Here is a 20,960-nt window from a genome sequence, read left to right as displayed (position 1 = left end):
TGACGATGTCTGATGCATATAAACAAGCCGGCGTTGATGTAGAGGCCGGCTATGAAGCAGTAAAACGGATGAAAAAGCATACAAGCCGCACGATGCGGCCGGAAGTGATGGGAGGTCTGGGAGGATTTGGCGCGATGTTTGATCTTTCCGCCCTTCCGTACAAAGAGCCTGTGCTTATTTCGGGAACGGACGGCGTCGGCACAAAGCTGATGATCGCTTTTCAAATGGATAAACACGATACGATCGGCCAGGACGCTGTCGCCATGTGTGTAAATGACATTGCCGTTCAGGGAGCAGAGCCGCTTTATTTTCTCGATTATCTGGCATGCGGCAAAGCCGTTCCGGAAAAAATCGAAGCGATTGTAAAGGGAGTGGCCGACGGCTGTGAGCAGTCGGGCTGCGCCCTGATCGGAGGAGAAACGGCGGAAATGCCGGGCATGTATGACGCGGATGAGTATGATCTTGCTGGATTTGCGGTCGGCGCAGCGGAAAAGAAAAATATCGTTACCGGCGGAAATATCCGGGAAGGAGACGTGCTGATCGGGCTCGTTTCCTCCGGCATTCACAGCAACGGGCTCTCCCTTGCGAGAAGTGTCCTGTTTGATAAAGGGAATATGGATATGCAGGAAATTTACTCTCCGCTCGATAAAAAGCTGGGTCTGGAGCTGTTAACCCCGACAAGAATATATGTGAAAGCCGTACGCGACTTAATGAATGCCGTAACCGTACAGGGGATGGCGCACATTACAGGCGGCGGATTTTACGAAAATATTCCACGGATGCTGCCGGAAGGTCTTGGTGCTTCCATTCAGACTTCCGCCTGGAAGACACCAGACATTTTTTCCTTGATTCAGTCTGCCGGCAGCCTGTCGGATAAAGATATGTACGGCACGTTTAATATGGGAATCGGTCTGATCGCAGCGGTCCGCCCCGAAGACGCTGATAAGGCGCTTCAGGCGCTTCATGCAGAGCAGGAACCGGCAGTGCGGATCGGAACCGTGACAGCTGGAGAAACGATTGTACTGGATGGAACGATTTCATGAAAAAAATAGCAGTATTTGCTTCAGGCAGCGGCTCGAATTTTGAAGCCATTGTCCGGGCAGAGCAGGAGGGGAGGCTGGATGCAGCAGTCTCCCTGCTTGTATGCGATAAACCGCAGGCAGCTGTTGTACGAAAAGCAGAAGCACTGAATATTCCCGTCTTTTCCTTTCTGCCAAAACAATACGATTCCAAACAGGCGTTTGAAACAGAGATCGTACAGGAATTGGAACAGCATAGTATCTCTTTTGTGTTTCTGGCAGGCTATATGCGCCTGATCGGATCGGTTCTTCTTCAGGCATTTGAGGGCCGCATTATTAATATTCATCCGTCGCTGCTGCCTGCTTTTCCCGGTAAAGACGCGATCGGCCAGGCCTGGGAAGCAGGCGTGAAAATCACCGGTGTGACGATTCACTATGTGGATGAAGGAATGGATACCGGCCGTATTATTGCGCAGGAAGCGGTAAATATCCGCCGCACGGATTCCAAAGAGACATTAACAAACGCCATTCAGGCGATCGAGCATAGATTGTATCCGGAAGTTATTGATGAACTGGCTGGAAAATTGGAAAGGAGCTTTTAACAGGCATGTATACAAAAAGAGCACTAATCAGCGTATCAAACAAAGAAGGTATTGTTCCATTTGCGAAAAAACTGGAAAGCCTCGGCATTGAAATTATTTCTACAGGAGGTACAAGCCGTGTCCTTAAAGAAGGCGGCGTGAAGGTAATAGGTATATCGGATGTTACCGGATTCCCGGAAATTCTTGACGGCCGTGTAAAAACTCTTCATCCCAATATTCACAGCGGTCTTCTTGCGATGCGGTCGGAAGAAAGCCACATGAAACAGCTAGAAGAGCACAATATTGCCCCGATTGACTATGTAATTGTTAATCTATATCCGTTCAAAGAAACAATTGAACGTCCGGAGACGACGTTTGAAGAAGCGATCGAAAATATTGATATCGGTGGACCGACCATGCTTCGCGCTGCTTCTAAAAACTATCAGGACGTAGCCGTTGTAACGGATCCAACCGATTATGAAGAGCTTGTACATGAACTCGAGAAGCATGGAGAAATCAGCGTGGAACGCAGAAAAATGCTTGCAGCGAAAGTATTCCGCCATACTGCGGCTTATGACGCCATGATTGCCAATTACTTAACAGACCAGACAGGAGAACTCTATCCGGAAACATACACGGTGACATACGAGAAAAAGCAGGATCTGCGTTACGGCGAAAATCCTCATCAGAAAGCGGCTTTCTATCGGGAGCCGATCGGGCCGATCAGCTCCATTGCCAATGCCCTTCAGCTCCATGGAAAAGAGCTTTCCTACAACAATATTAACGACGCCCAGGCGGCGCTTGAAATGGTAAAAGAATTTAATCAGCCGGCTGCGGTAGCCGTAAAGCATATGAATCCGTGCGGCGTCGGCGTTGCCGGCACGATTTCCGAAGCGTACCAGAAAGCATACGAAGCAGACCCCGTGTCTATTTTCGGCGGGATTGTAGCGCTAAACGAAGAAGTCGATAAGGAAACAGCGGATCAGCTGAAGAATATCTTCCTCGAAATCGTTATTGCTCCCCATTTTTCAAAGGAAGCGCTGGAAATTTTGTCCGCTAAAAAGAACATCCGCCTGCTAAGTGTTTCCATGGATGAAGCTCCAATGGAGCGTTCGGTTATGACTTCTATTTACGGCGGAACGCTCGTCCAGGAGCAGGATGCCAAAGGATTTCTGGATGCAGATGTGCGCGTTGTAACAAAAAGAGAACCTTCCGAGCAGGAATGGCAGGATCTTAAGCTGGCCTGGAAAATCGTAAAGCACGTGAAATCGAATGCGATCGTACTGGCTAAAGGCGACAAAACCATTGGAATTGGTGCCGGACAGATGAACCGTGTCGGCTCTGCGGCAATTGCTGTAGAACAGGCAGGCGAAGAAGCCGTCGGTTCTGCAATGGGTTCTGATGCCTTTTTCCCTATGAAAGATACGGTAGAAGCAGCAGGGGCTGCAGGCGTAACGGCTATTATTCAGCCGGGCGGTTCCATCCGCGACGAAGAATCCATTTCCATGGCTGACGAGCTGGGAATTACGATGGTATTTACCGGCATCCGCCATTTTAAACACTAAAAAGGAGCGATCCACTTATGAATGTACTCGTTATCGGCGGAGGCGGCCGGGAGCATGCTCTTGCGTGGGCGTTCTCAAAAAGCAGAAAAACCAATAAAGTGTTCGCGGCTCCTGGCAATCCTGGCATGAAAGAAGCAGCAGAATGCATAAAAATCAGCGAGTCGGATCATGACGGCCTGGTTTCCTTTGCAAAACAGGAAGAGATCGGACTGACCGTGATTGGCCCGGAAGTACCGCTGCTTGAAGGGCTGGCGGACCGTTTTCATAAGGAGGGCCTTACCGTATTCGGCCCTTCCCGGGCTGCCGCTGAAATTGAAGGCAGTAAATCGTTTGCTAAAGACATTATGGAACGCTACAATATTCCGACTGGTTTTTATGAAGTGTTTTCTGATTACGAAAAAGCGCTCGCTTACGTACAGAAAATCGGTGCGCCTATTGTGATTAAGGCGGATGGTCTGGCTGCCGGCAAGGGAGTTACTGTTGCCTTAACAGAAGAGGAAGCCGCAGAAGCACTCCGCGACATTCTCGTAGACAGTAAATTCGGCGGTGCCGGCGCGGAAGTCGTCATTGAAGAGTATTTGAGCGGAGAAGAGCTGTCCCTGATGGCTTTTGTCCATGGGGAAACGGTTATCCCTATGGTGGGGGCGCAGGATCATAAGCGCGCCTATGATCAGGACCAGGGACCGAATACAGGAGGGATGGGTGCCTACAGCCCCGTGCCGCAGTTTAAGGAAAAGCAGGTGCAGGAAGCAGTGGAGCAGGTGCTCGAGCCTGCTGCCAAAGCGCTCGTAAAGGAAGGACGCTCGTTTACCGGTATTTTGTATGCCGGCCTGATGATGACAAACGACGGGGCTAAAGTCATCGAGTTTAATGCTCGTTTCGGTGACCCGGAAGCGCAGGTCGTGCTGCCGCGCCTTGAGTCCGATCTGGCAGAAGTGATCATGGAGCTGCTTGCCGGGAGAAAGCCTGTTCTTTCCTGGTCGGATGATGCGGTTCTCGGGGTAGTGGCCGCTTCCAAAGGCTATCCGGGATCTTATGCAAAGCACCAGCCGATAACTTCGGTGCCTAATTCCGATATGCTCTTTTTTGCAGGAGTTGAAGAGGAAGAAGGTCAGTACAAAACGGCAGGCGGCCGTGTGCTGTTAATTGCAGAAAAAGCCTCCACGCTTGAAGAAGCGCAGACGAAGGTTTACGCGAAGCTTGAAGATCTTGATACGACCAATTTATTTTACCGTACAGACATCGGCCATAAAGCCATATCGGCTGCCACCTGATGCATCTCAGCCCTCCGCCGGCCAGGCGGAGGGCTGTTTTATTACCGGCAGTGAAATTACAATGGGAGATTTCCTCTCAATGAAACGAAGCAGCCCCTCTATTTTTGATACAGTGATATGGGTGGACTGCCCGGTTTAACAAGGCAGAGTTCCCACAGTTGTCACTTCCTTTCGTGGAGTACAGAGGCAAAGTGTGATACGATGGGAGTAAACAATCAACCAATAAAAATACAGCAAAGCAGGTGAAAACATGGCATCCCGGTTATTTAGATGGAACAAACAAACGCTGCGAAACCAACTTTCCGTTATTAGAGGACAACGCTCACCTGACATTGTATTAAAAAATGCGACGTATTTGAGCAGTGCACGGAAAAAATGGCTGGAAGGCCATATATGGATAGCGGATGATCGAATTATATACGTAGGAGACAGCCTTCCTGATAATACAGATCAGGCAGAGGTAGTGAACTGTACAGGCCAGTATCTTGTGCCCGGTTATATAGAGCCCCATGTACATCCGTTTCAGCTTTACAACCCTCATACATTTGCAGCTTATGCATCTCAGCGGGGAACAACGACACTGGTAAATGACAATATGTTTTTCTTTCTGCATGTTGAAAAAAAGAAAGCGCTTACTTTGATTGAAGAGCTGGATAACCTTCCGACTTCCATGTATTGGTGGGCACGATATGACGCCCAGACGGAAATGGAGGAAGAAGATTCTATTTTTTCTCCTTCCAAAATGATGGCATGGGTGGAGCATCCATTAGTTGTTCAGGGCGGTGAACTTACCGCATGGCCTCGGGTTATGACCGGAGACGATACAATTCTCCACTGGATGCAGCAGACAAAAGAAATAAACAAACCTATAGAAGGCCACCTGCCGGGCGCTTCTGAAAAAACGATCATACAAATGGCTCTGCTCGGCGTTTCGGGCGACCATGAGGCGATGACGGCAGATGAGGCGTTAATGAGGCTCGATGCAGGGATGACTACATCGCTGCGCTACTCTTCCATCCGTCCGGATCTGCCGGAAATGCTGGAAGGCCTGCTGGAAGCAGGTATTACTGATTTCAGCCGGTTTACCATGAACACAGATGGCTCCACACCCGCCTTTTATAAAGACGGAGTGATGGATCAGACTATTGAAATAGCGCTGGAAAAAGGAGTGCCGGAAATAGAAGCATATGAAATGGCCTCCTATAATGCCGCTAAGCATCTTGGTATTGATGACTACGTTGGAATGATCGCGCCCGGACGTATTGCCCATATTAACTTTCTGAAAGATCCCTCCACACCAAAGCCGGAAGCGGTCATGGCGAAAGGAAAATGGGTATACCGGGAGGAAAAGAATCTCTATCCACAGAAGCATTTTTCCTGGAGTGAATACGGCGTACACCCGTTAATGCTTGATTGGAATCTTTCCGACGAAGATCTGCATTTTTCCATGCCGATGGGTATTGAACTGGTGAATTCGGTGATTTTAAAGCCGTACCAGATAGGTGTGGATGCGACTAACGAAGAGCTTGATCCTGATCACGATGAGTGCTTTTTTACGATGCTGGACCGGCACGGGAAATGGCGGATTAATACCGTTATTAAAGGATTTGCCGAGAATCTGGGCGGACTTGCCACAACATTTTCCAACACCGGCGATATTATTTTAATCGGTAAACGGAAGAAAGATATGCTCCGTGCCTTTGAAGAGCTTAAGCAGAATGACGGCGGTATCTTTCTAGTAGAAAACAATGAAGTGATTGAAGGGCTTCCGCTGAAGCTGTTCGGCGCTATGTCGCTGGCACCGATGGAAGAAGTTATTGCCAAGCATGAGAGCATCGATAAGAAGCTGCGTGAGCGTGGATACAAGCACGCTGACCCAATTTACAGCATGCTTTTCTTTTCCTCTACCCATCTGCCTTACATCCGGGTGACCCAAAAGGGAATTTTTGACGTTCATAAGAAAACGGTACTCTTTCCTTCTATTATGCGTTAAACTGTAAAAGTACAGGATAGAATGTTAACCTAACAAAACAAGTCAGCTATTCTCCTATTCATCAGCATATAAGAAGCGGTTTTTACAGCAGGAATGAAAGTTGGACATTCGTTTTAAAGTGAGGTGTAAAGAATGCAGATTGATAAACTTCGTGGAAAAGAATTAGATCAGCTGTTTCAGGCTATATTGTCTTTGAAGGATCTTGAGGAATGCTATGCATTTTTTGATGATCTGTGTACGATAAACGAAATTCAATCTTTAGCACAGCGCCTGGAAGTAGCCAGAATGCTGCAGAGCGGAAATACGTATCACAAGATTGAAACGGAAACCGGAGCCAGTACGGCTACCATATCCCGCGTAAAGCGTTGTTTAAACTATGGAAATGACAGTTATCAAATGACGCTCGACCGCATTAAAGAAACCCAGCAAAAATAAAGAAACCGCTCCCGGCTCAGGCAGGGGGCGGTTTTTGTATGATAAAAAGCTGTTAGAGTATATACATAAACAGCCCGGAAGCCTGAAGAGATGTATTACAGTAAAACGAGGAGGTACCGCATGAATATATATAACAACATGGATGAAAAAACGCTGCGGAAAGAAGTGGCGCAGATTTACAATAAAGTAAACCAGGAAATGTATAAGGTCGGGGTCAGAAAGCTCAAGATTGAAGTGCTGCAGGATAAAATTCTTGTGTTTGGAGAGCATCAGCGTGTGCCGGCGCTGGAAGCCATTCATGAAAAGTATCCAGAACTCACATTAACGGTGGATACAACACTGATTAAAGAATTTAAAGAGCGTTTGAAAAAAGAATTGGAAAAGCAGCTTTCTATAAACGTAAAAACAATTTTAAAGGACTTTGATCCTGTCACAGAAGAAGCCGCAGCGATTATCTATGTTACTACATAAAATATGTAAGGAGATCTAACAAATAACAAGACAGAACGTCATTTTTTTCATACGATGGCATTAATCAACGAAAAGGAAACAGCCTGTTCATCCGGGCTGCCTCTTTTAATCGGGAAATCGGGAGCTGTCTCTCTGCTGAGCGGAGAAGAATGGAAGCCGGAGAAGCACATAGTCGAAGGACTGTGTATTTCTCCGGCTTTTTTATCCCAAATACACAGTAAAGAAGGGATTTTCATGAAAGACATACTAATAAAAAACGCTGAAATCATTACGATGAACGATGAAATGGAGATTGTATACGGAGACATACTAATACAGGATGGCCGCATCGCAGCACTAGGGAAAGATATCCAGGCTTCGGATCCGGCTCAGACAAGAATTATCGACGGTACCGGTAAAACGGTGCTTCCGGGGTTTATCCAAACGCATATTCATCTATGCCAGACGATTTTCCGGGGCCAGGCAGATGATATGGAACTGATGGACTGGCTGAAAAAAAGACTGTGGCCGCTTGAAGCCGCCCACGATGAAGAATCCCTTTATTATTCAGCCATGCTTGGAATCGGGGAGTGCATCAGCGGTGGAACCACCACGATCGTTGATATGGAAACCGTTAATCATACTGAATCGGCGTTTCAGGCAATAGCTGAAAGCGGAATCCGCGCTCTTTCCGGAAAAGTTATGATGGATGTCGGAGACGGTGTGCCTCCTCAGCTGCTGGAAAATACGAGAAGTTCCATCAAGCAGAGTGTAGATCTCCTGGAACGTTGGCACGGCTATGACAACGGCAGAATCCAGTATGCCTTCAGTCCGCGCTTCGTTGTATCCTGCACAGAAGAACTGCTGACCGAAGTCCGTGATTTATCTGCTTATTATAATGTATATGTTCACACCCATGCTTCGGAAAATAAAGGTGAAATTGAACTGGTTGAATCGCAGCGCGGCATGCCGAATGTAGAATACCTTGACCACATTGGGCTGGCGAACGAACGCCTTATTCTGGCGCACTGTGTCTGGCTCAATGAAAAAGAAAAACAGATTATTAAAGAAAAACGGGTGAAAATGGTGCACTGTCCGGGCTCCAACTTAAAGCTTGCCTCTGGTATAGCCGATACGTACAGCCTCGATGCCGACGGCTGTGATATCAGCATTGGAGCAGACGGGGCAGCGTGTAACAATAATTTGAATATGTTTCATGAAATGAAGCTGGCTGCGCTTCTGCCAAAGCCGACTCACGGCCCTACGGCCATGCCTGCGGCGAAGGTACTCCGCATGGCCACACGCGGCGGCGCGAAAGCGATAGGAATGGATCATGAACTGGGAAGTATTGAAATCGGCAAAAAAGCAGACTTATTTTTAATGGATCTGCGTGATTTTCACAGCTATCCATCCGAAACGGTCGATCCTTATTCCCGCGTTGTTTACTCCGCCCAGGCACATGACGTGGAAACCACAATTATTGATGGAAAGATTGTTATGGAAAACAAAAAGCATCTAACCGTAAACAAATCAGAAGTGCTTACCCAGTCAAATATCTCTATTAAGCGCATGCTCGACTCCATCCAGAAAACAGTAAAGTAGAAAGGAGATCCCGTATGGAAAACCTGCACAACATTATTCAGGCTCTGCGCCGTATGAACCGCAGCGAACCAGCTATGCTGGCTACTATTATTCACGTGGAAGGCTCTGCCTATAGAAAAGAAGGCACTACCATGCTTGTTGATAAAAACGGCAGTATGACTGGAGTATTGAGCGGCGGGTGTCTGGAGCAGGATGTTGCCGCGAGAACGGAGGAGGTCTGGAAATACGGAGCCCGGACGGTGGAGTACGATATGCGCGGATACGATCCGCTTTCCTGGGGAGAAGGGTCCGGCTGTAATGGAAGTGTACTTGTTCACATGGAGCCGCTGAGAACAGAAGAGGTCGACCGGTTGTTTACGATTGAAGCTCTTCTGCAGGAAGGAAAAGAAGCGGCTGTACTTCGCGTAGAGAAGGGGACACAGCTGGAAACGTTTCTGGTACCGGCAGGAGAAATTCCCGTTGGGCAGAAAACGGGCCGATTTATTGCTCCTTCCGGAGAAGTAATGTACGCGCAGCTAATCAAACCGAAACGGCGGCTCGTTATATTTGGAGCCGGAACTGACGTGGAGCCGCTTGTGCATATGGCGTCAATGAGCGGTTTTTCCGTAATTCTTGCAGACTGGCGGAAAGAAAGGTGCCAAAAGCGTATTCATCCATCAGCAGATGCCGTCTATTGTGGGTTTCCTGAAAAACTGGCTGAACAGGTGCCTGTATCTGCTTCCGATTTTGTGCTGTTGATGACCCATCATTTTCAGTATGACAAAGAACTGCTGGAAAGCCTGATCCCCAGACGCCCGGCATATCTTGGTATTCTCGGATCCAAGGCAAGGGCGGAAAGGCTGCGTGATGGGCAGGAACTTCCGGAATGGGTAACGTCTCCCATCGGCCTTTCTATCAAAGCCGAAGGGCCTGAGGAAATTGCCGTCAGTATTTTAGCAGAAATCATTCCTTTATCGAAACACGCTGCTATTAAGGAGGCGGCGGGATGAAAAAAATATTCGGCATTTATCTGGCGGCGGGACAGAGTACACGCATGCAGGAAAGCAAGCTTCATCTGCCGGCAGGCGATTTTACGCTTGGGAGTATTGCCTTAAAGCAGGCTCTTATATCCAGACTGGATGCCACGTTTATTATTACACGTCCCGGAGCAGATGCCGAATGGATCCATTCCGAATTTTATCACAGCGGTTTGAGAAACAAATGGAAAACGGTGGAGGCGGAGCGGGCTTTGGAAGGCCAGGCTTATTCCCTGCGGCGTGGTATAGAAGAAGCAGAAGCTGCCGGGGCGGAAGCAGTTATCGTTATGCTCGCCGACCAGCCGTTGATTACTGCAGATATCATCAATCAATTAATTAGTACGTGTGAAGAAGCATCACAGGATTATGCAGCAGTAAAAGGAGAAGGCTGCCTGCAGCCGCCGCTTCTGCTGCAAAAGCAGCTGTTTCCCCGCTTGAAACAGCTTAAAGGAGACAAGGGTGCGCGCTCCCTTCTCCGCGCCGATGATTCTCTTCAGGGAAGCTTTATTTCCCGGGGGAATGATGAGTTTTTCTATGACATAGACACAAAGGAAGATTACCAATGGCTGCTGCAAACAGTGTCATTTTAACACCAAATACAATAGAAGAAGCCTGGCAGATGAAAGAAAAATACGGCAGAGATGCCGCTTTTATGATGGGAGGCACCACTTTTCAGCTCCAGCGGGAAAAAGGTGTGCCGCTGCCGCCCTATGTGATTATGCTCAAGGCTCTTGATCTGAAAACACTGCAAAGACAAGTGCTTGATGGAAAAGATGTTCTCTCCATTGGAGCGGATGTGCCTCTTCGTTATTGCATGAATCATCCTATTCTAAAGGCATACGCTCCTGTATTATGCAGAGCAGCCGGAGCTGTCGGCTCGCCTGCTGTCAGAAATCAGGGAACGATTGGAGGGAACATCGGCTATCGCAAAGGCGATGCGGCGGCGTCCCTGCTTGCATTAAATGCCGACGTCCATTTCATAGATGAAAAAGGAGAACAGGTGCTCCCCCTGGACCAATATTTAAGCCTGATGCAGGAAAAAGCCGCACTGCTTCTGGCTGTAAAGATTCCCCTGCCGGCACCGGCGCTTGCTTTTTTTGAAAAGGTAGGCAGCCGGGAAACCTTCAGTCCATCCATTTTAACGGTAGCCGCATCTGCAGACTGGACCCCGTCAGGACGGCTCAAGCATGTACGAATCGCTGTAGGCGGAGGAAATCAGACCCCGCAGCGGATGCAGGCAGTAGAATCCTGTCTGGAAAATCAGGCACTGACAAATGCTGCTGTCACGACAGCCTGCGATACTATTTTGGAGGACTATGCTCCGGAATCTGATGTGTTTGCAGGGGCAGAGTATCGAAAAATGGCGGCCGGTATGATTTTGGAATCGGCACTGGAGACATGGAAAAAGGAGGAGGTAAGCAATGCCCCTGAAAAATGATGGAAAAATCCGCCCGGATGGAATAGAGAAAGTAACGGGATCACTTAAATATTTAACAGACCGCCGTATGGAAGGAATGCTCTATGGAAGGGTTCTGCGGAGCCATTATCCCCACGCTTTGATCAAAAGCATTCATACAAAAGATGCTGAAGAACTTCCCGGCGTAAAGGCGGTCATCACAGCGGCAGATGTTCCCGGTTTAAACGGGTTTGGCATTGTTACGCCCAATCAGCCGGTCTTCTGCGAAGAGAAAGTACGATACATGGGAGATGCGGTTGCAGCAGTCGCAGCTGTTTCCAAAGAAGCTGCAGAAGAAGCTTTGGATAAAATTATTGTAGAGTATGAAGAGCTTCCGATTCTGGATACGATGGAAAAAAGCCTGGCGAAAGAAGCAGCGGAGCTTCATAAAGAGGGAAATATTCTTCATCGGGCTGAGCAGAAACGCGGCAGTGCAGAAGAAGCTTTTGCGTCCTGCGATGTGGTAGTGGAGGAAACCTATGAAACGCCCCGGCAGATGCACACCTATATGGAAACAGAAGGCGGGGTAGTAGTGCCGGAAAAAAACGGAGGCATTACCGTCTACATGGGCACTCAGCACGGCCTGAAAGACCGGTTTCAGCTCTCCAGAATTCTACAAATGGAAGAAGAGAACATCCGTGTAGTATCGAGTCCAATGGGAGGTTCGTTCGGTGGAAAAGATGAGCTTAACGTTCAGCCTTATGCGGCGCTGCTTGCGTTAAAAACAGGAAAACCGGTCCATATTCATAACAGCCGTAAAGAATCAGTTCGTGCCGGCATTAAACGCCATGCGATGAAAATTAAAATGAAAACCGGGGCGGACAGAGAAGGAAAACTGCTCGCCCACCAGACCTATATTGAGGCTGATACGGGAGCCTATGCCACGCTGGGGCCGGCTATTCTGGAGTTTGCCGTAGAACATGCCTCAGGTCCTTATGACATCGAAAATGTGCATACGAAAGGCTTGTCGATTTACACAAATAATGGTGTAGCCGGTGAATTCCGCGGCTTTGGCGGCAACCAGATCACATTTGCACTTGAAGGCCAGATCAGCCGGCTTGCTGCAGCTTTAAATATGGATCTGCATGATTTTCAGGCAGCGAATATGAGGAAAAATGAGTCACCGGGACCGCTCGGCCATCGTATTGCACCGACAAATGGCGGCCTGCTTGTCCTGGAAGCAGCTGAACGTATAAGAAAAGAAAAGGAAGCAGAGCTGAAAGAAAAGCAGCCCCCCGGCAAATATATTAAACGCGGTATTGGTACGGCTGTAACGATGCACGGCGGCGGGCTTGGATACGGAAGGCTGGATCCTTCCGGAGGCATGATCCGCCTGAACCGGGAAGGGAAAATAGAAGGTGTATTTGGATTTGAGGAGTGCGGGCAGGGCATCGTAGCGGTTATTGAAAATACTCTCGTCCAGGCTTTCGAATGCCGGCGGGAGGATGTTTGTTTTCTTATTGGAGACACTGAAAAAGTCCCGGTGTCGGGGTCAACTACAGCATCACGCGGAACCAGCATGGTCCATCATGCCGTCCAGCGCCTGAAGCCATTATTTCAACAGCAGCTGTTTGAACGGGCTGCCGCACTCCTGGACAAAAGCCCGGCGGATTTTTATACAGGAAAAGGCGGTCTTTATAAGTTTGAAACGAGGGAACAGGCCATAACCTACCGTGAGCTCGCTGAAGCATTTCCGGAGAAAACGCTGGAAGTCCAGACTACTTTTGATTTTCCGGTTACGCCTGATGAAATTGATTCCGGTCATTTCTTATATACATTCGGATCTGTTGTGGTGGAAATAGAAATTGACATGCGTCTTGGCGTCGTGAGAGTGATAGACCTGCAGCATGCTGTAGCGGCCGGACCCGTAGTAAATCCTAAAGGATACAGAGGCCAGGTGGAAGGCGGCGGCGTGATGTCGATCGGCTACAGCTTAATGGAAAATGCCGCGATGACAAATGGGCAGTATGATACAGATAACCTGGATACGTATATGATTCCAAGTATTCAGGATGCGCCGGCTGAAATGAAAGTGGAAGCAATTGAAGACTTGTATGAAAATGACCAGTATGGACCGCGGGGAGTAGGTGAAATCGGAACGGTGGCTGTGGCTCCTGCAATTGCTGAAGCTGTTTTTCAGGCCATCGGCACACATATTACGAGCATTCCGATTTCCAGGGAAATACTGATGAAGCTCGGCCGAAAGGAGAATAGATATGAAGCCAGGGTATAACAGCACGGTGAAAAAGGATGTTCACTTTCAGGTGAATAACCAACAGGTGAGCTACAGCGGGAATCCATCAGCAAGAATGGCGGACGTGCTTAGAGAAGATCTGCAGCAGACGGGGACCAAGATTTCCTGCGGGGTGGGACGCTGCGGAGCCTGTTCGATTCTCGTAGACGGTGAGCTGATGAATGCCTGTCTGCTGATGCCCTGCCAGGTAGAAGGAAGCAGCATAACGACCATTGAAGGAATCGGATCAAAAGAAGCGATGGATCCCATTCAGGAAGCGTTTTTGACAGAGGGTGGATTCCAGTGCGGATACTGTACGCCCGGCATGATTGTAGCGGCTAAAGCTCTTTTAAATCAAAATAGTGATCCGTCTATCACAGACATTCAGGAAGCTCTGGCAGGCAACCTCTGCCGCTGTACAGGGTATGCCAGTATTATCAGGGCGGTTCGAAAGGCTGCCGAAGTCCTGAATGTTCAGGCAGCGAATGAAAAGTCCTGAACAGGGCTTTTTTTATTTGGGCAGATGGAAAGATAATTGACGAAAAATAAAAAATAGTCTATTCTTTCCTTAAGGAAACATTTTAGACTTTAGCTAAATTATATTTTTTTACTATAAGATTTGCCCATAGGCAAAACATAGGAGGAAGCAAGTTGAAAAAAGCCGGATTCGGAATTTGTATTGCTGCATTGACGGGGATATTGGCGGCCTGTGGCACCGAAGAGACTACTTCGGTAAGCGAAGAGGAACCACTGCGGATTCTTGCAACTACCTCTCAAGTCGGGGACATGGTTAACGACATCGGCGGCGAATACGTAGAAGTGGAAACGTTAATGGGACCGGGGGTGGATCCTCACCTGTATCAACCGACCCAGGAAGATATAGGCAAACTGGCGAATGCCGATATTATTTTTTACAATGGATTGAATCTGGAAGGGAACATGCAGGAAGTGTTTGATAATGTAGGAAGTGAAACAACCGCTGTGCCCGTAGCGGAGAATATTCCAGAAGATATGCTGCAGACCGAAGCAGACAGTGATTCCACGGATCCGCACGTCTGGTTTGATCCGGACATGTGGAGCTACACGGCGGACGCTGTAACAGAAGAGCTGTCTTCGCTGAATACAGAGAACGGTGAATACTATGAGCAGCAGGGAGAGGCATATAAGAACATGCTGACAGAGCTTGACACGTATGCAGAAGAAGAGCTGGGCAGGATACCGGATGAAAGCAGGGTTCTCGTTACAGCTCATGACGCCTTCGGGTATTTCGGCAGCGCCTATGATTTGGAAGTAGAAGGACTGCAGGGGCTGAGTACGGATTCGGAGTACAGCGTGCGGGATGTAGATAACATTGTGAATCTGCTTGTAGAGCGGGAAATAGGTGCTGTGTTTGTAGAATCCAGCGTGTCCGGACGTTCTATTAATGCCATTATAGAAGGAGCCGCCCGGCAGGATCATGAAGTGGAGGTCGGAGGCGAATTGTATTCGGATGCGATGGGAGACGCAGGAACAGAAGAAGGAACCTACGAAGGAATGTTCCGTCATAATATAGATACAATCGCCGGTTCGCTTCAGTAGAAAGATTCTCTTTGGCTCCTGAAAAGAACATGTGCACATGTATTTTAACAGCAGGCCATCGATATCAATTGACAGAAAAATTTATAAAAGATAAAATGAATCTATGATATCTTTATTATTAAAAGTAGGTGAAGCAGTTGAAGTTTTCTAAAGGAACCAATTATGCACTGCACACTATGCTCCATCTGGCTGTGACTTCTGAAGTGGACAAGCCTGTAGGAGTCCAGCAGCTGGCGGAACAACAATCCGTGTCTCCAACGTATTTATCGAAAATATTGACGAAGTTAGTAAAAGAAAGGCTCGTGGTTTCTGCATCGGGCGCTCATGGCGGTTACTCGTTACCACGTGAATGGGAATCTATTTCTTTTCTCGATATTATTCATGCAATCGAAGGGAAATCTTCGCTGTTTGACTGCCACTTTAACCATGGAGAAGGATGTGCCATTGAACAGGTGATGTCCACAGCAGAGTTGAAAATGGAAGATGAACTAAGACAGACAACAATAGCAGATTTAATAAAGAATAAAGAGGCTGTTCCTAAATAAGACAGTCTTTATTTTTAGGCTGATCACATACATCATGACTCTTTTATAGTTGTAATAGAAAGGAAGAAGATAATGAATAAACCATTGTTCACCAAGGATTATTGGGAACAGGCGTGGCAGAATGATCCGAATACTGCGATTAAAAAGATGGAAAAAGCGGGGCAGGGCTCGTATCAATCCAAAGGTTTTGAAAATTGGGCAGAAAAATTTAATGCAGATTCTTTTAGTGCCGGGGGAATAAAACGCACGAAACGGATCATCACATGGATCGAACAGCAGACGGGTTCTTTTGAACATTTATCTATTTTGGATGTCGGGGCTGCTTCAGGTGTTTTCAGCATTCCTTTTTCAAAAAAAGGTGCCGGCGTCCATTCACTGGAACCCTCTTCGATGCTAACAAGTATGCTGGAAGAAAATGCGGAGCATCATGCAGTTAATCTAAACATTATCAATCAATCATTTGAAGAAGTGGAATTGGATAAATACGGTACGTTTGACCTGGTGTTTGCCTCTATGTGTCCGGCTCTTACGAGTTGGAAAGCCGTAGAAAAAGCAATCAGCTGCGCAGATAAATATGTCTATATCAGCCTGATGGCAGGGGCTAAAGAAAATAAGTTGGTTGAAGAATTAATGCCGGTGCTGGAAGTAGAGGGCGAAAGTATTTCTACGGATATGTATTATTTACTGCAGCTGCTTTATGTAAATGATTATTCGTATCAGTCATTAATTGAACGTCATCAAAAAACGACCAGCATGAGCTTAGACGAAGTTGGAAATAATATAAATGCGTGGTTTACTGATTACAACATTTCGTTAAATAACGATCAGATCCAAGAAGCTGTTGAGTACTTAAACGATATGTATGGAAAAGACGTACCGGTAACAACAGGAGGTAAATTCGGCAAAGTGCTGATTCATCTCTAATGTATACAATGACAGAATGGAAACAAACAGGCTGCTGAGAAACAACATTCTCAACAGCCTGTTTGTTTTTCTACCTGTATTATTCGCTTAAAAAGAAAAAGTAGGCGAGAAAAACGAAAAGCAGCACATACATTACAGGGTGTATTTCTTTGCGGCGTCCGCTTAAAAGCATGGTAATGGGATAAAAGATAAAGCCAAAGGCGATACCGGTAGCGATGCTGTATGTCAGGGGCATCGCAACAATAGTCAGAAAAGCCGGGACGGCTATTTCGAGCTTGTCCCATTCAATAAAGCGGAGGGAGGAAGCCATAAGCACTCCTACCATAATTAAGGCAGCAGCTGTTACCTCTTCTGTTACGACTGCCAGAAGGGGGGAGAAAAACAGGGCCGCTAAAAAGCATCCCGCCGTAACGATAGACGTAAAGCCTGTCCGGCCGCCTGCTGCTACTCCGGATGAAGATTCAATATAAGCAGTCGTCGTTGAGGTACCAAGAACAGCGCCTATTGCCGTAGCGGATGAGTCAGACAGAAGGGCTTTGCCCGCCCGCGGAAGCTTGTTATCTTTTATAAAACCTGCCTGGTTGGCCACGGCATACAAGGTTCCGGCCGTGTCAAAAAAATCGACAAATAAAAACGTTAAGATGACGATAATAAGCTGAACAATGACAGCTGTTGTCCAATCCAGGCTCCCAAGCTGTGTGAAAGCCGCTCCAAACGTGGGCGCCAGGCTTGGGGCAGGAGATATGACTGCGGATGGGAATGCAATAAGACCTGCTGCCATGCCGGCAATCGATGTAAGAATCATGCCGAAGAAAATCCCGCCGTATACTTTGAGAACCATTAGAATGACAGTGACGACAAGACCGAAGCAGGCGAGCAGTACTGTCGGTTCGGTAATGGAACCGAGACCTACTACAGTCGATTCATCTGCAACGACAATTCCGGCATTTTTCAGGCCGATAAAAGCAATAAACAATCCAATACCGGCCCCAACAGCATATTTCAGCTGGGCGGGAATAGCGTTGATGACTTTTTCCCTAACTCCAAACATGGTGATAGCCATAAACACAATACCGGACATAAACACTCCAAATAAAGCAATCTGCCAGTCAATGCCCAGCCCCAGCACGACAGTGTAGGAGAAAAAAGCGTTCAATCCCATGCCGGGCGCAAGGGCAATTGGATATTTAGCCAGAATACCCATGATAATGGTACCAAGAGCCGCAGCAAGCGCGGTGGCTGTAAAAACGGCTCCTTCATCCATTCCTGCATCACTGAGAATCATCGGATTAACAAATAAAATATATGCCATCGACAGGAAAGTGGTCACGCCTGCAATGCTTTCTTTACGGTAATTAGTATGTAGGGCTTCAAAAGAAAAATAATTCTTCATCTATGGTTCTCTCCTTCTTCGACGATAAAGTATCAGCTGCCCCGGTAGGTCTGGTAGCCCCAGGGAGAAATAAGGAGCGGTATGTGATAATGCTCCTCAGGTGCAGAGATGCCGAATCTTATGCAGACATGCTGCAGGAAACGAGGTTCGTCTGCCGGGGCTTGTTCTATAGATGCAAAGTAATTTCCAATAAAAAACAGCATTTCATATTCACCGGCTTTAAGCTGATCTGCATGGAGCATGGGCACATTCAGCCTGCCATCGTCATTTGTCCAATCCTCACGCAGCTGGGTACGGGTACCAGCTTCATCAATAGAGAACAGCTGCACCTGGACGGAAGCTGCCGGGCGGCCGTGGGCGATATCTAGAATGTGAGTAGTTAGTGCCATCAGTACGATTCTCCTTTCTGAAAATCAAAAGTTAATGGGACAGACGTTCTTCTTTTTCTTCTATTAGAAGGGCATCCAGCCGAAAGTTGGCAATTTTAAATATTTCTTCCAATGCCTGTTCTCTTTCCTGCTCTTTGGTGAGCTCTATCCGGGCTTCCAGTGACTCATAAATATCACGTTTGGTTTTATTTTTTACAGCATAAATGAAGGGGAACTCAAATTTTTCCATATACAGCGCATTTAATTCATCAAAACGCTGCTGTTCTTCTTCCGTTAAATGCTGGAGACCTGCACCTTCCTGTTCTGAAACAGAGGAGCTGCTCATCGGTTTGGATGTGCCGAGTACTGGATGTGCGCAGATAAGGTTTGTCTGTTCTTCGGGAGACGCTTTTCTGACCTGCTGTACCATGGCGCTGTGAAGATCATTCCGGCTGAAAAAAGGACGATGGATCGCAGCCTTTTCAGCCACCCACGGCGAGTGTTCATAAATATCCTTTAACGAATTGGTGAAATCGTGTTCTGTCATATCATTTAGCTCCTGAAGAGTATACATCGCTTTTCTGCCTCCTTGTGCAGTAAGTGTCCGCCGGTCCGGCTGCTGTTTTTCGTGATATAAATTCATCGTAATTGATAAATCCTTCCAAGTCATTGGTTTAAATAACTGAATAATATAAAAATAATAGGTGGTTTTTACAAAAAATTGTAGATTATCTTCCCATCATTCGACCATGGAAAGAGATGCTCTAATCCGAAGTGCGAGACGGAGGCGCAGCGTGATTTCCGGGTCTTTAAGGCTCTTGCCGATCAGCTCTTCGCATTTCTCCAGCCTGTAAATAACGGTATTGCGGTGGACGTAAAGCCGTTTAGCCGTCTCGGAAATATGACAGTGGGTTTCCAGATAAACAGCGAGGGTGTAAAGGAGGGTAGGATCATCGTTTCCTGCCTGCCCAAGCTGCTGCATCGTGTGAATATAAAATTCTTTTAAATCATCGACAGGAATAACGCGGAGCAGTTCTGCCACGTCCTTTGTCTGATAGGCCTGAACGGACGCCGGCACGCCGGAAAGCTGGCCGGTCTGCAGGGCATCTCTTGCTTCGCGGAAAGCTGTATCGACATCAAGAAACTGATGGGTGATATTGCTGATTCCAAACGAGATCGTGCGCTGGAAATAGCTTTTTGTTTCCCGTTGAAGAGATCTGAGTACACTGGTAATAGAAGTAACGGCTTCTCCGGTATGCTCGTCGGCCTGAAGCAGTACGATCAGCATTTCTCCTTTTATAAACAAGTGGGGGGGAAATGGAAAGTCGGGCAGTTCTCCTTCAATGAAGTCAAAAACCTCGCTCGTTTCCAGCTGGGACTGGGTAAAGCTTCTCCATTTTTCCTCCCGGTCCACTTTACCTACGACGCATATATATTTTCCTTCGTTCGGAAGGTTGAATTCCTTGGCCCGGTTAATAATTTCTTCTTTTGTTGTAAAAGCGCCTTCTAAGTAATTAATAAAAAATTCATTTCTGGCTTTCTGCTGATGCTGCTTCAATGCGTTTTCCTTTAGACGTTCGAAAGCGATAACGTTGGCGGCCTGTTCCATTGTAAGAATAAGTTCACTGCTGAAGCTGTCTGCTTTTCCGGCAACAGCAAGGTAGCTGCATGTTGATTCATGAGTATAGATGGGAAACAGCGTAATTTGCGTGCAGGGCGGGGAAAGCAGGGAAAAAGTAGTATGCGTCGTATTTTCGAGAAAGAATAAAAAATTCATTTTGTATAATGCGGTAAAAGAATCAATCACTTCAGGCATCGGCTCGGAAGCAGAAATAAGCCTGGCATGGTGGTCGAGCATGAACACCGGCTGATTTACTGTCGCCGCCACGCTTACAATAAGGCTCTGCAGGTCTTTCCCGCTGATAATATGACGGGTGAAGGTCTGATGGGCGGAAATAGCTTTTTGCAGTTCCGTAGTGCGCGTATCAAGCATACTGCTGAGAAGGTGTGCTGCAATAGTGCTCAGGCTGATGTGGGCGGGCAGATCAATGATCGGGAAATCAAGCACATCAGCGAGCGCCACGGCTTCTTCAGGTACTTCATGCAGAAAGCGTTTTGTTTTAATACCGATGCCGGCACAGCCTTTTTCGTTCATATGTTTAATAAGGTCTGTAAGCATAGCCGGGTCGTCTTTAAAATGATAAGCGGTGGTTACGAGCAGGTCATGCTCATTTAAGTACTCCCCGATATCCGGCGCATCCATCATGCTGACATTGGTGATGGACCGATCCTGGCCATTCCGGCCGGCAAGAATAGAAGCTTCTTTAAGCAGCGGAGTCTGAAATAAATGTTCTATTTTCAAGCTGTATCGTCCTTTCTATTCTTCGAACACGAATTTAGTCACTATAGCCAATAATAGAGAAAGAAATTGCTGGAATTGCTAATGATTAATTGTCATATTACCAGTAAAATGAAAAGCATATACAATCATTGTGAAGAAAGCTGACATGAAAACAGATAAGGAGAGG

The 20,960-nt window shown here is 47.2% G+C and carries 20 protein-coding genes; 16 read left to right on the top strand and 4 right to left on the bottom strand.

From position 1 onward, the window contains the following. Positions 1-5: 5 nt before the first annotated feature. The 16 genes from purM (at position 6) to ATL39_RS13000 (ending at position 16,671) form a co-directional block, all read left to right on the top strand. Entirely contained in the window at positions 6-1,043 is a 1,038-nt protein-coding gene (purM, locus tag ATL39_RS13075; RefSeq protein WP_120193800.1) for a phosphoribosylformylglycinamidine cyclo-ligase, read from the top strand. Then, entirely contained in the window at positions 1,040-1,621 is a 582-nt protein-coding gene (purN, locus tag ATL39_RS13070; protein ID WP_120193799.1) for a phosphoribosylglycinamide formyltransferase, read from the top strand. The genes purM and purN overlap by 4 nt, the downstream gene beginning before the upstream one ends. A gap of 5 nt (positions 1,622-1,626) precedes the next feature. Further along, entirely contained in the window at positions 1,627-3,165 is a 1,539-nt protein-coding gene (gene purH / locus ATL39_RS13065; protein WP_120193798.1) for a bifunctional phosphoribosylaminoimidazolecarboxamide formyltransferase/IMP cyclohydrolase, read from the top strand. A 17-nt stretch (positions 3,166-3,182) separates the two neighbouring features. Beyond that, positions 3,183-4,439 (top strand): phosphoribosylamine--glycine ligase, encoded by a 1,257-nt coding sequence (purD, locus tag ATL39_RS13060; protein ID WP_120193797.1) that lies wholly within the window; start codon positions 3,183-3,185, stop codon positions 4,437-4,439. Between the two features lie 250 nt (positions 4,440-4,689). After that, positions 4,690-6,432, top strand: a complete 1,743-nt coding sequence (locus ATL39_RS13055; protein WP_120193796.1) for an adenine deaminase C-terminal domain-containing protein — start codon at positions 4,690-4,692, stop codon at positions 6,430-6,432. 132 nt (positions 6,433-6,564) lie between these two features. After that, on the top strand, positions 6,565-6,867 hold the full coding sequence (locus ATL39_RS13050) for a YerC/YecD family TrpR-related protein (RefSeq protein WP_120193795.1): 303 nt from the start codon (positions 6,565-6,567) through the stop codon (positions 6,865-6,867). 120 nt (positions 6,868-6,987) lie between these two features. Next, positions 6,988-7,338: a Na-translocating system protein MpsC family protein gene (locus tag ATL39_RS13045; RefSeq protein ID WP_120193794.1), complete on the top strand. Its 351-nt coding sequence runs from the start codon at positions 6,988-6,990 to the stop codon at positions 7,336-7,338. 234 nt (positions 7,339-7,572) lie between these two features. Continuing rightward, entirely contained in the window at positions 7,573-8,919 is a 1,347-nt protein-coding gene (locus tag ATL39_RS13040; protein WP_120193980.1) for a 5'-deoxyadenosine deaminase, read from the top strand. A gap of 14 nt (positions 8,920-8,933) precedes the next feature. Then, on the top strand, positions 8,934-9,908 hold the full coding sequence (locus ATL39_RS13035; protein ID WP_120193793.1) for an XdhC family protein: 975 nt from the start codon (positions 8,934-8,936) through the stop codon (positions 9,906-9,908). After that, complete coding sequence (locus ATL39_RS13030; RefSeq protein ID WP_120193792.1) at positions 9,905-10,525, top strand: NTP transferase domain-containing protein; 621 nt, start codon at positions 9,905-9,907, stop codon at positions 10,523-10,525. Before ATL39_RS13035 ends, ATL39_RS13030 begins: the two co-directional genes overlap by 4 nt. Then, positions 10,498-11,373: an FAD binding domain-containing protein gene (locus tag ATL39_RS13025; RefSeq protein WP_120193791.1), complete on the top strand. Its 876-nt coding sequence runs from the start codon at positions 10,498-10,500 to the stop codon at positions 11,371-11,373. The genes ATL39_RS13030 and ATL39_RS13025 overlap by 28 nt, the downstream gene beginning before the upstream one ends. Then, complete coding sequence (pucD, locus tag ATL39_RS13020; protein WP_120193790.1) at positions 11,357-13,624, top strand: xanthine dehydrogenase subunit D; 2,268 nt, start codon at positions 11,357-11,359, stop codon at positions 13,622-13,624. The genes ATL39_RS13025 and pucD overlap by 17 nt, the downstream gene beginning before the upstream one ends. Continuing rightward, complete coding sequence (locus ATL39_RS13015; RefSeq protein ID WP_425453019.1) at positions 13,602-14,123, top strand: (2Fe-2S)-binding protein; 522 nt, start codon at positions 13,602-13,604, stop codon at positions 14,121-14,123. Before pucD ends, ATL39_RS13015 begins: the two co-directional genes overlap by 23 nt. Positions 14,124-14,275: 152 nt before the next feature. Beyond that, positions 14,276-15,202: a metal ABC transporter solute-binding protein, Zn/Mn family gene (locus tag ATL39_RS13010; protein ID WP_120193788.1), complete on the top strand. Its 927-nt coding sequence runs from the start codon at positions 14,276-14,278 to the stop codon at positions 15,200-15,202. Between the two features lie 137 nt (positions 15,203-15,339). Next, positions 15,340-15,747 (top strand): Rrf2 family transcriptional regulator, encoded by a 408-nt coding sequence (locus ATL39_RS13005; RefSeq protein ID WP_120193787.1) that lies wholly within the window; start codon positions 15,340-15,342, stop codon positions 15,745-15,747. Positions 15,748-15,819: 72 nt separating this feature from the next. Further along, positions 15,820-16,671, top strand: a complete 852-nt coding sequence (locus ATL39_RS13000; RefSeq protein WP_245960990.1) for a class I SAM-dependent methyltransferase — start codon at positions 15,820-15,822, stop codon at positions 16,669-16,671. Between the two features lie 79 nt (positions 16,672-16,750). Here the strand turns inward: ATL39_RS13000 and ATL39_RS12995 are convergent, their stop codons facing one another. From ATL39_RS12995 to ATL39_RS12980, 4 genes are all read right to left on the bottom strand, one after another. After that, on the bottom strand, positions 16,751-18,064 hold the full coding sequence (locus ATL39_RS12995) for an NCS2 family permease (RefSeq protein WP_120193785.1): 1,314 nt from the start codon (positions 18,062-18,064) through the stop codon (positions 16,751-16,753). Positions 18,065-18,096: 32 nt separating this feature from the next. Beyond that, the gene (uraH, locus tag ATL39_RS12990) at positions 18,097-18,456 is read right to left on the bottom strand and encodes a hydroxyisourate hydrolase (protein ID WP_120193784.1); all 360 of its coding nucleotides are present in this window, start codon (positions 18,454-18,456) and stop codon (positions 18,097-18,099) included. 28 nt (positions 18,457-18,484) lie between these two features. Beyond that, a complete protein-coding gene (gene uraD / locus ATL39_RS12985; protein WP_170146931.1) occupies positions 18,485-19,075 on the bottom strand; it encodes a 2-oxo-4-hydroxy-4-carboxy-5-ureidoimidazoline decarboxylase in 591 nt (196 codons plus the stop codon). Between the two features lie 96 nt (positions 19,076-19,171). Then, positions 19,172-20,794, bottom strand: a complete 1,623-nt coding sequence (locus ATL39_RS12980) for a PucR family transcriptional regulator (protein WP_120193782.1) — start codon at positions 20,792-20,794, stop codon at positions 19,172-19,174. Positions 20,795-20,960 lie beyond the last annotated feature (166 nt).

The organism is Sinobaca qinghaiensis (genome assembly GCF_003610495.1).
GTDB classification, from domain to species: domain Bacteria; phylum Bacillota; class Bacilli; order Bacillales; family Marinococcaceae; genus Sinobaca; species Sinobaca qinghaiensis.
This window is presented reverse-complemented; position numbering and strand designations above follow the sequence as displayed.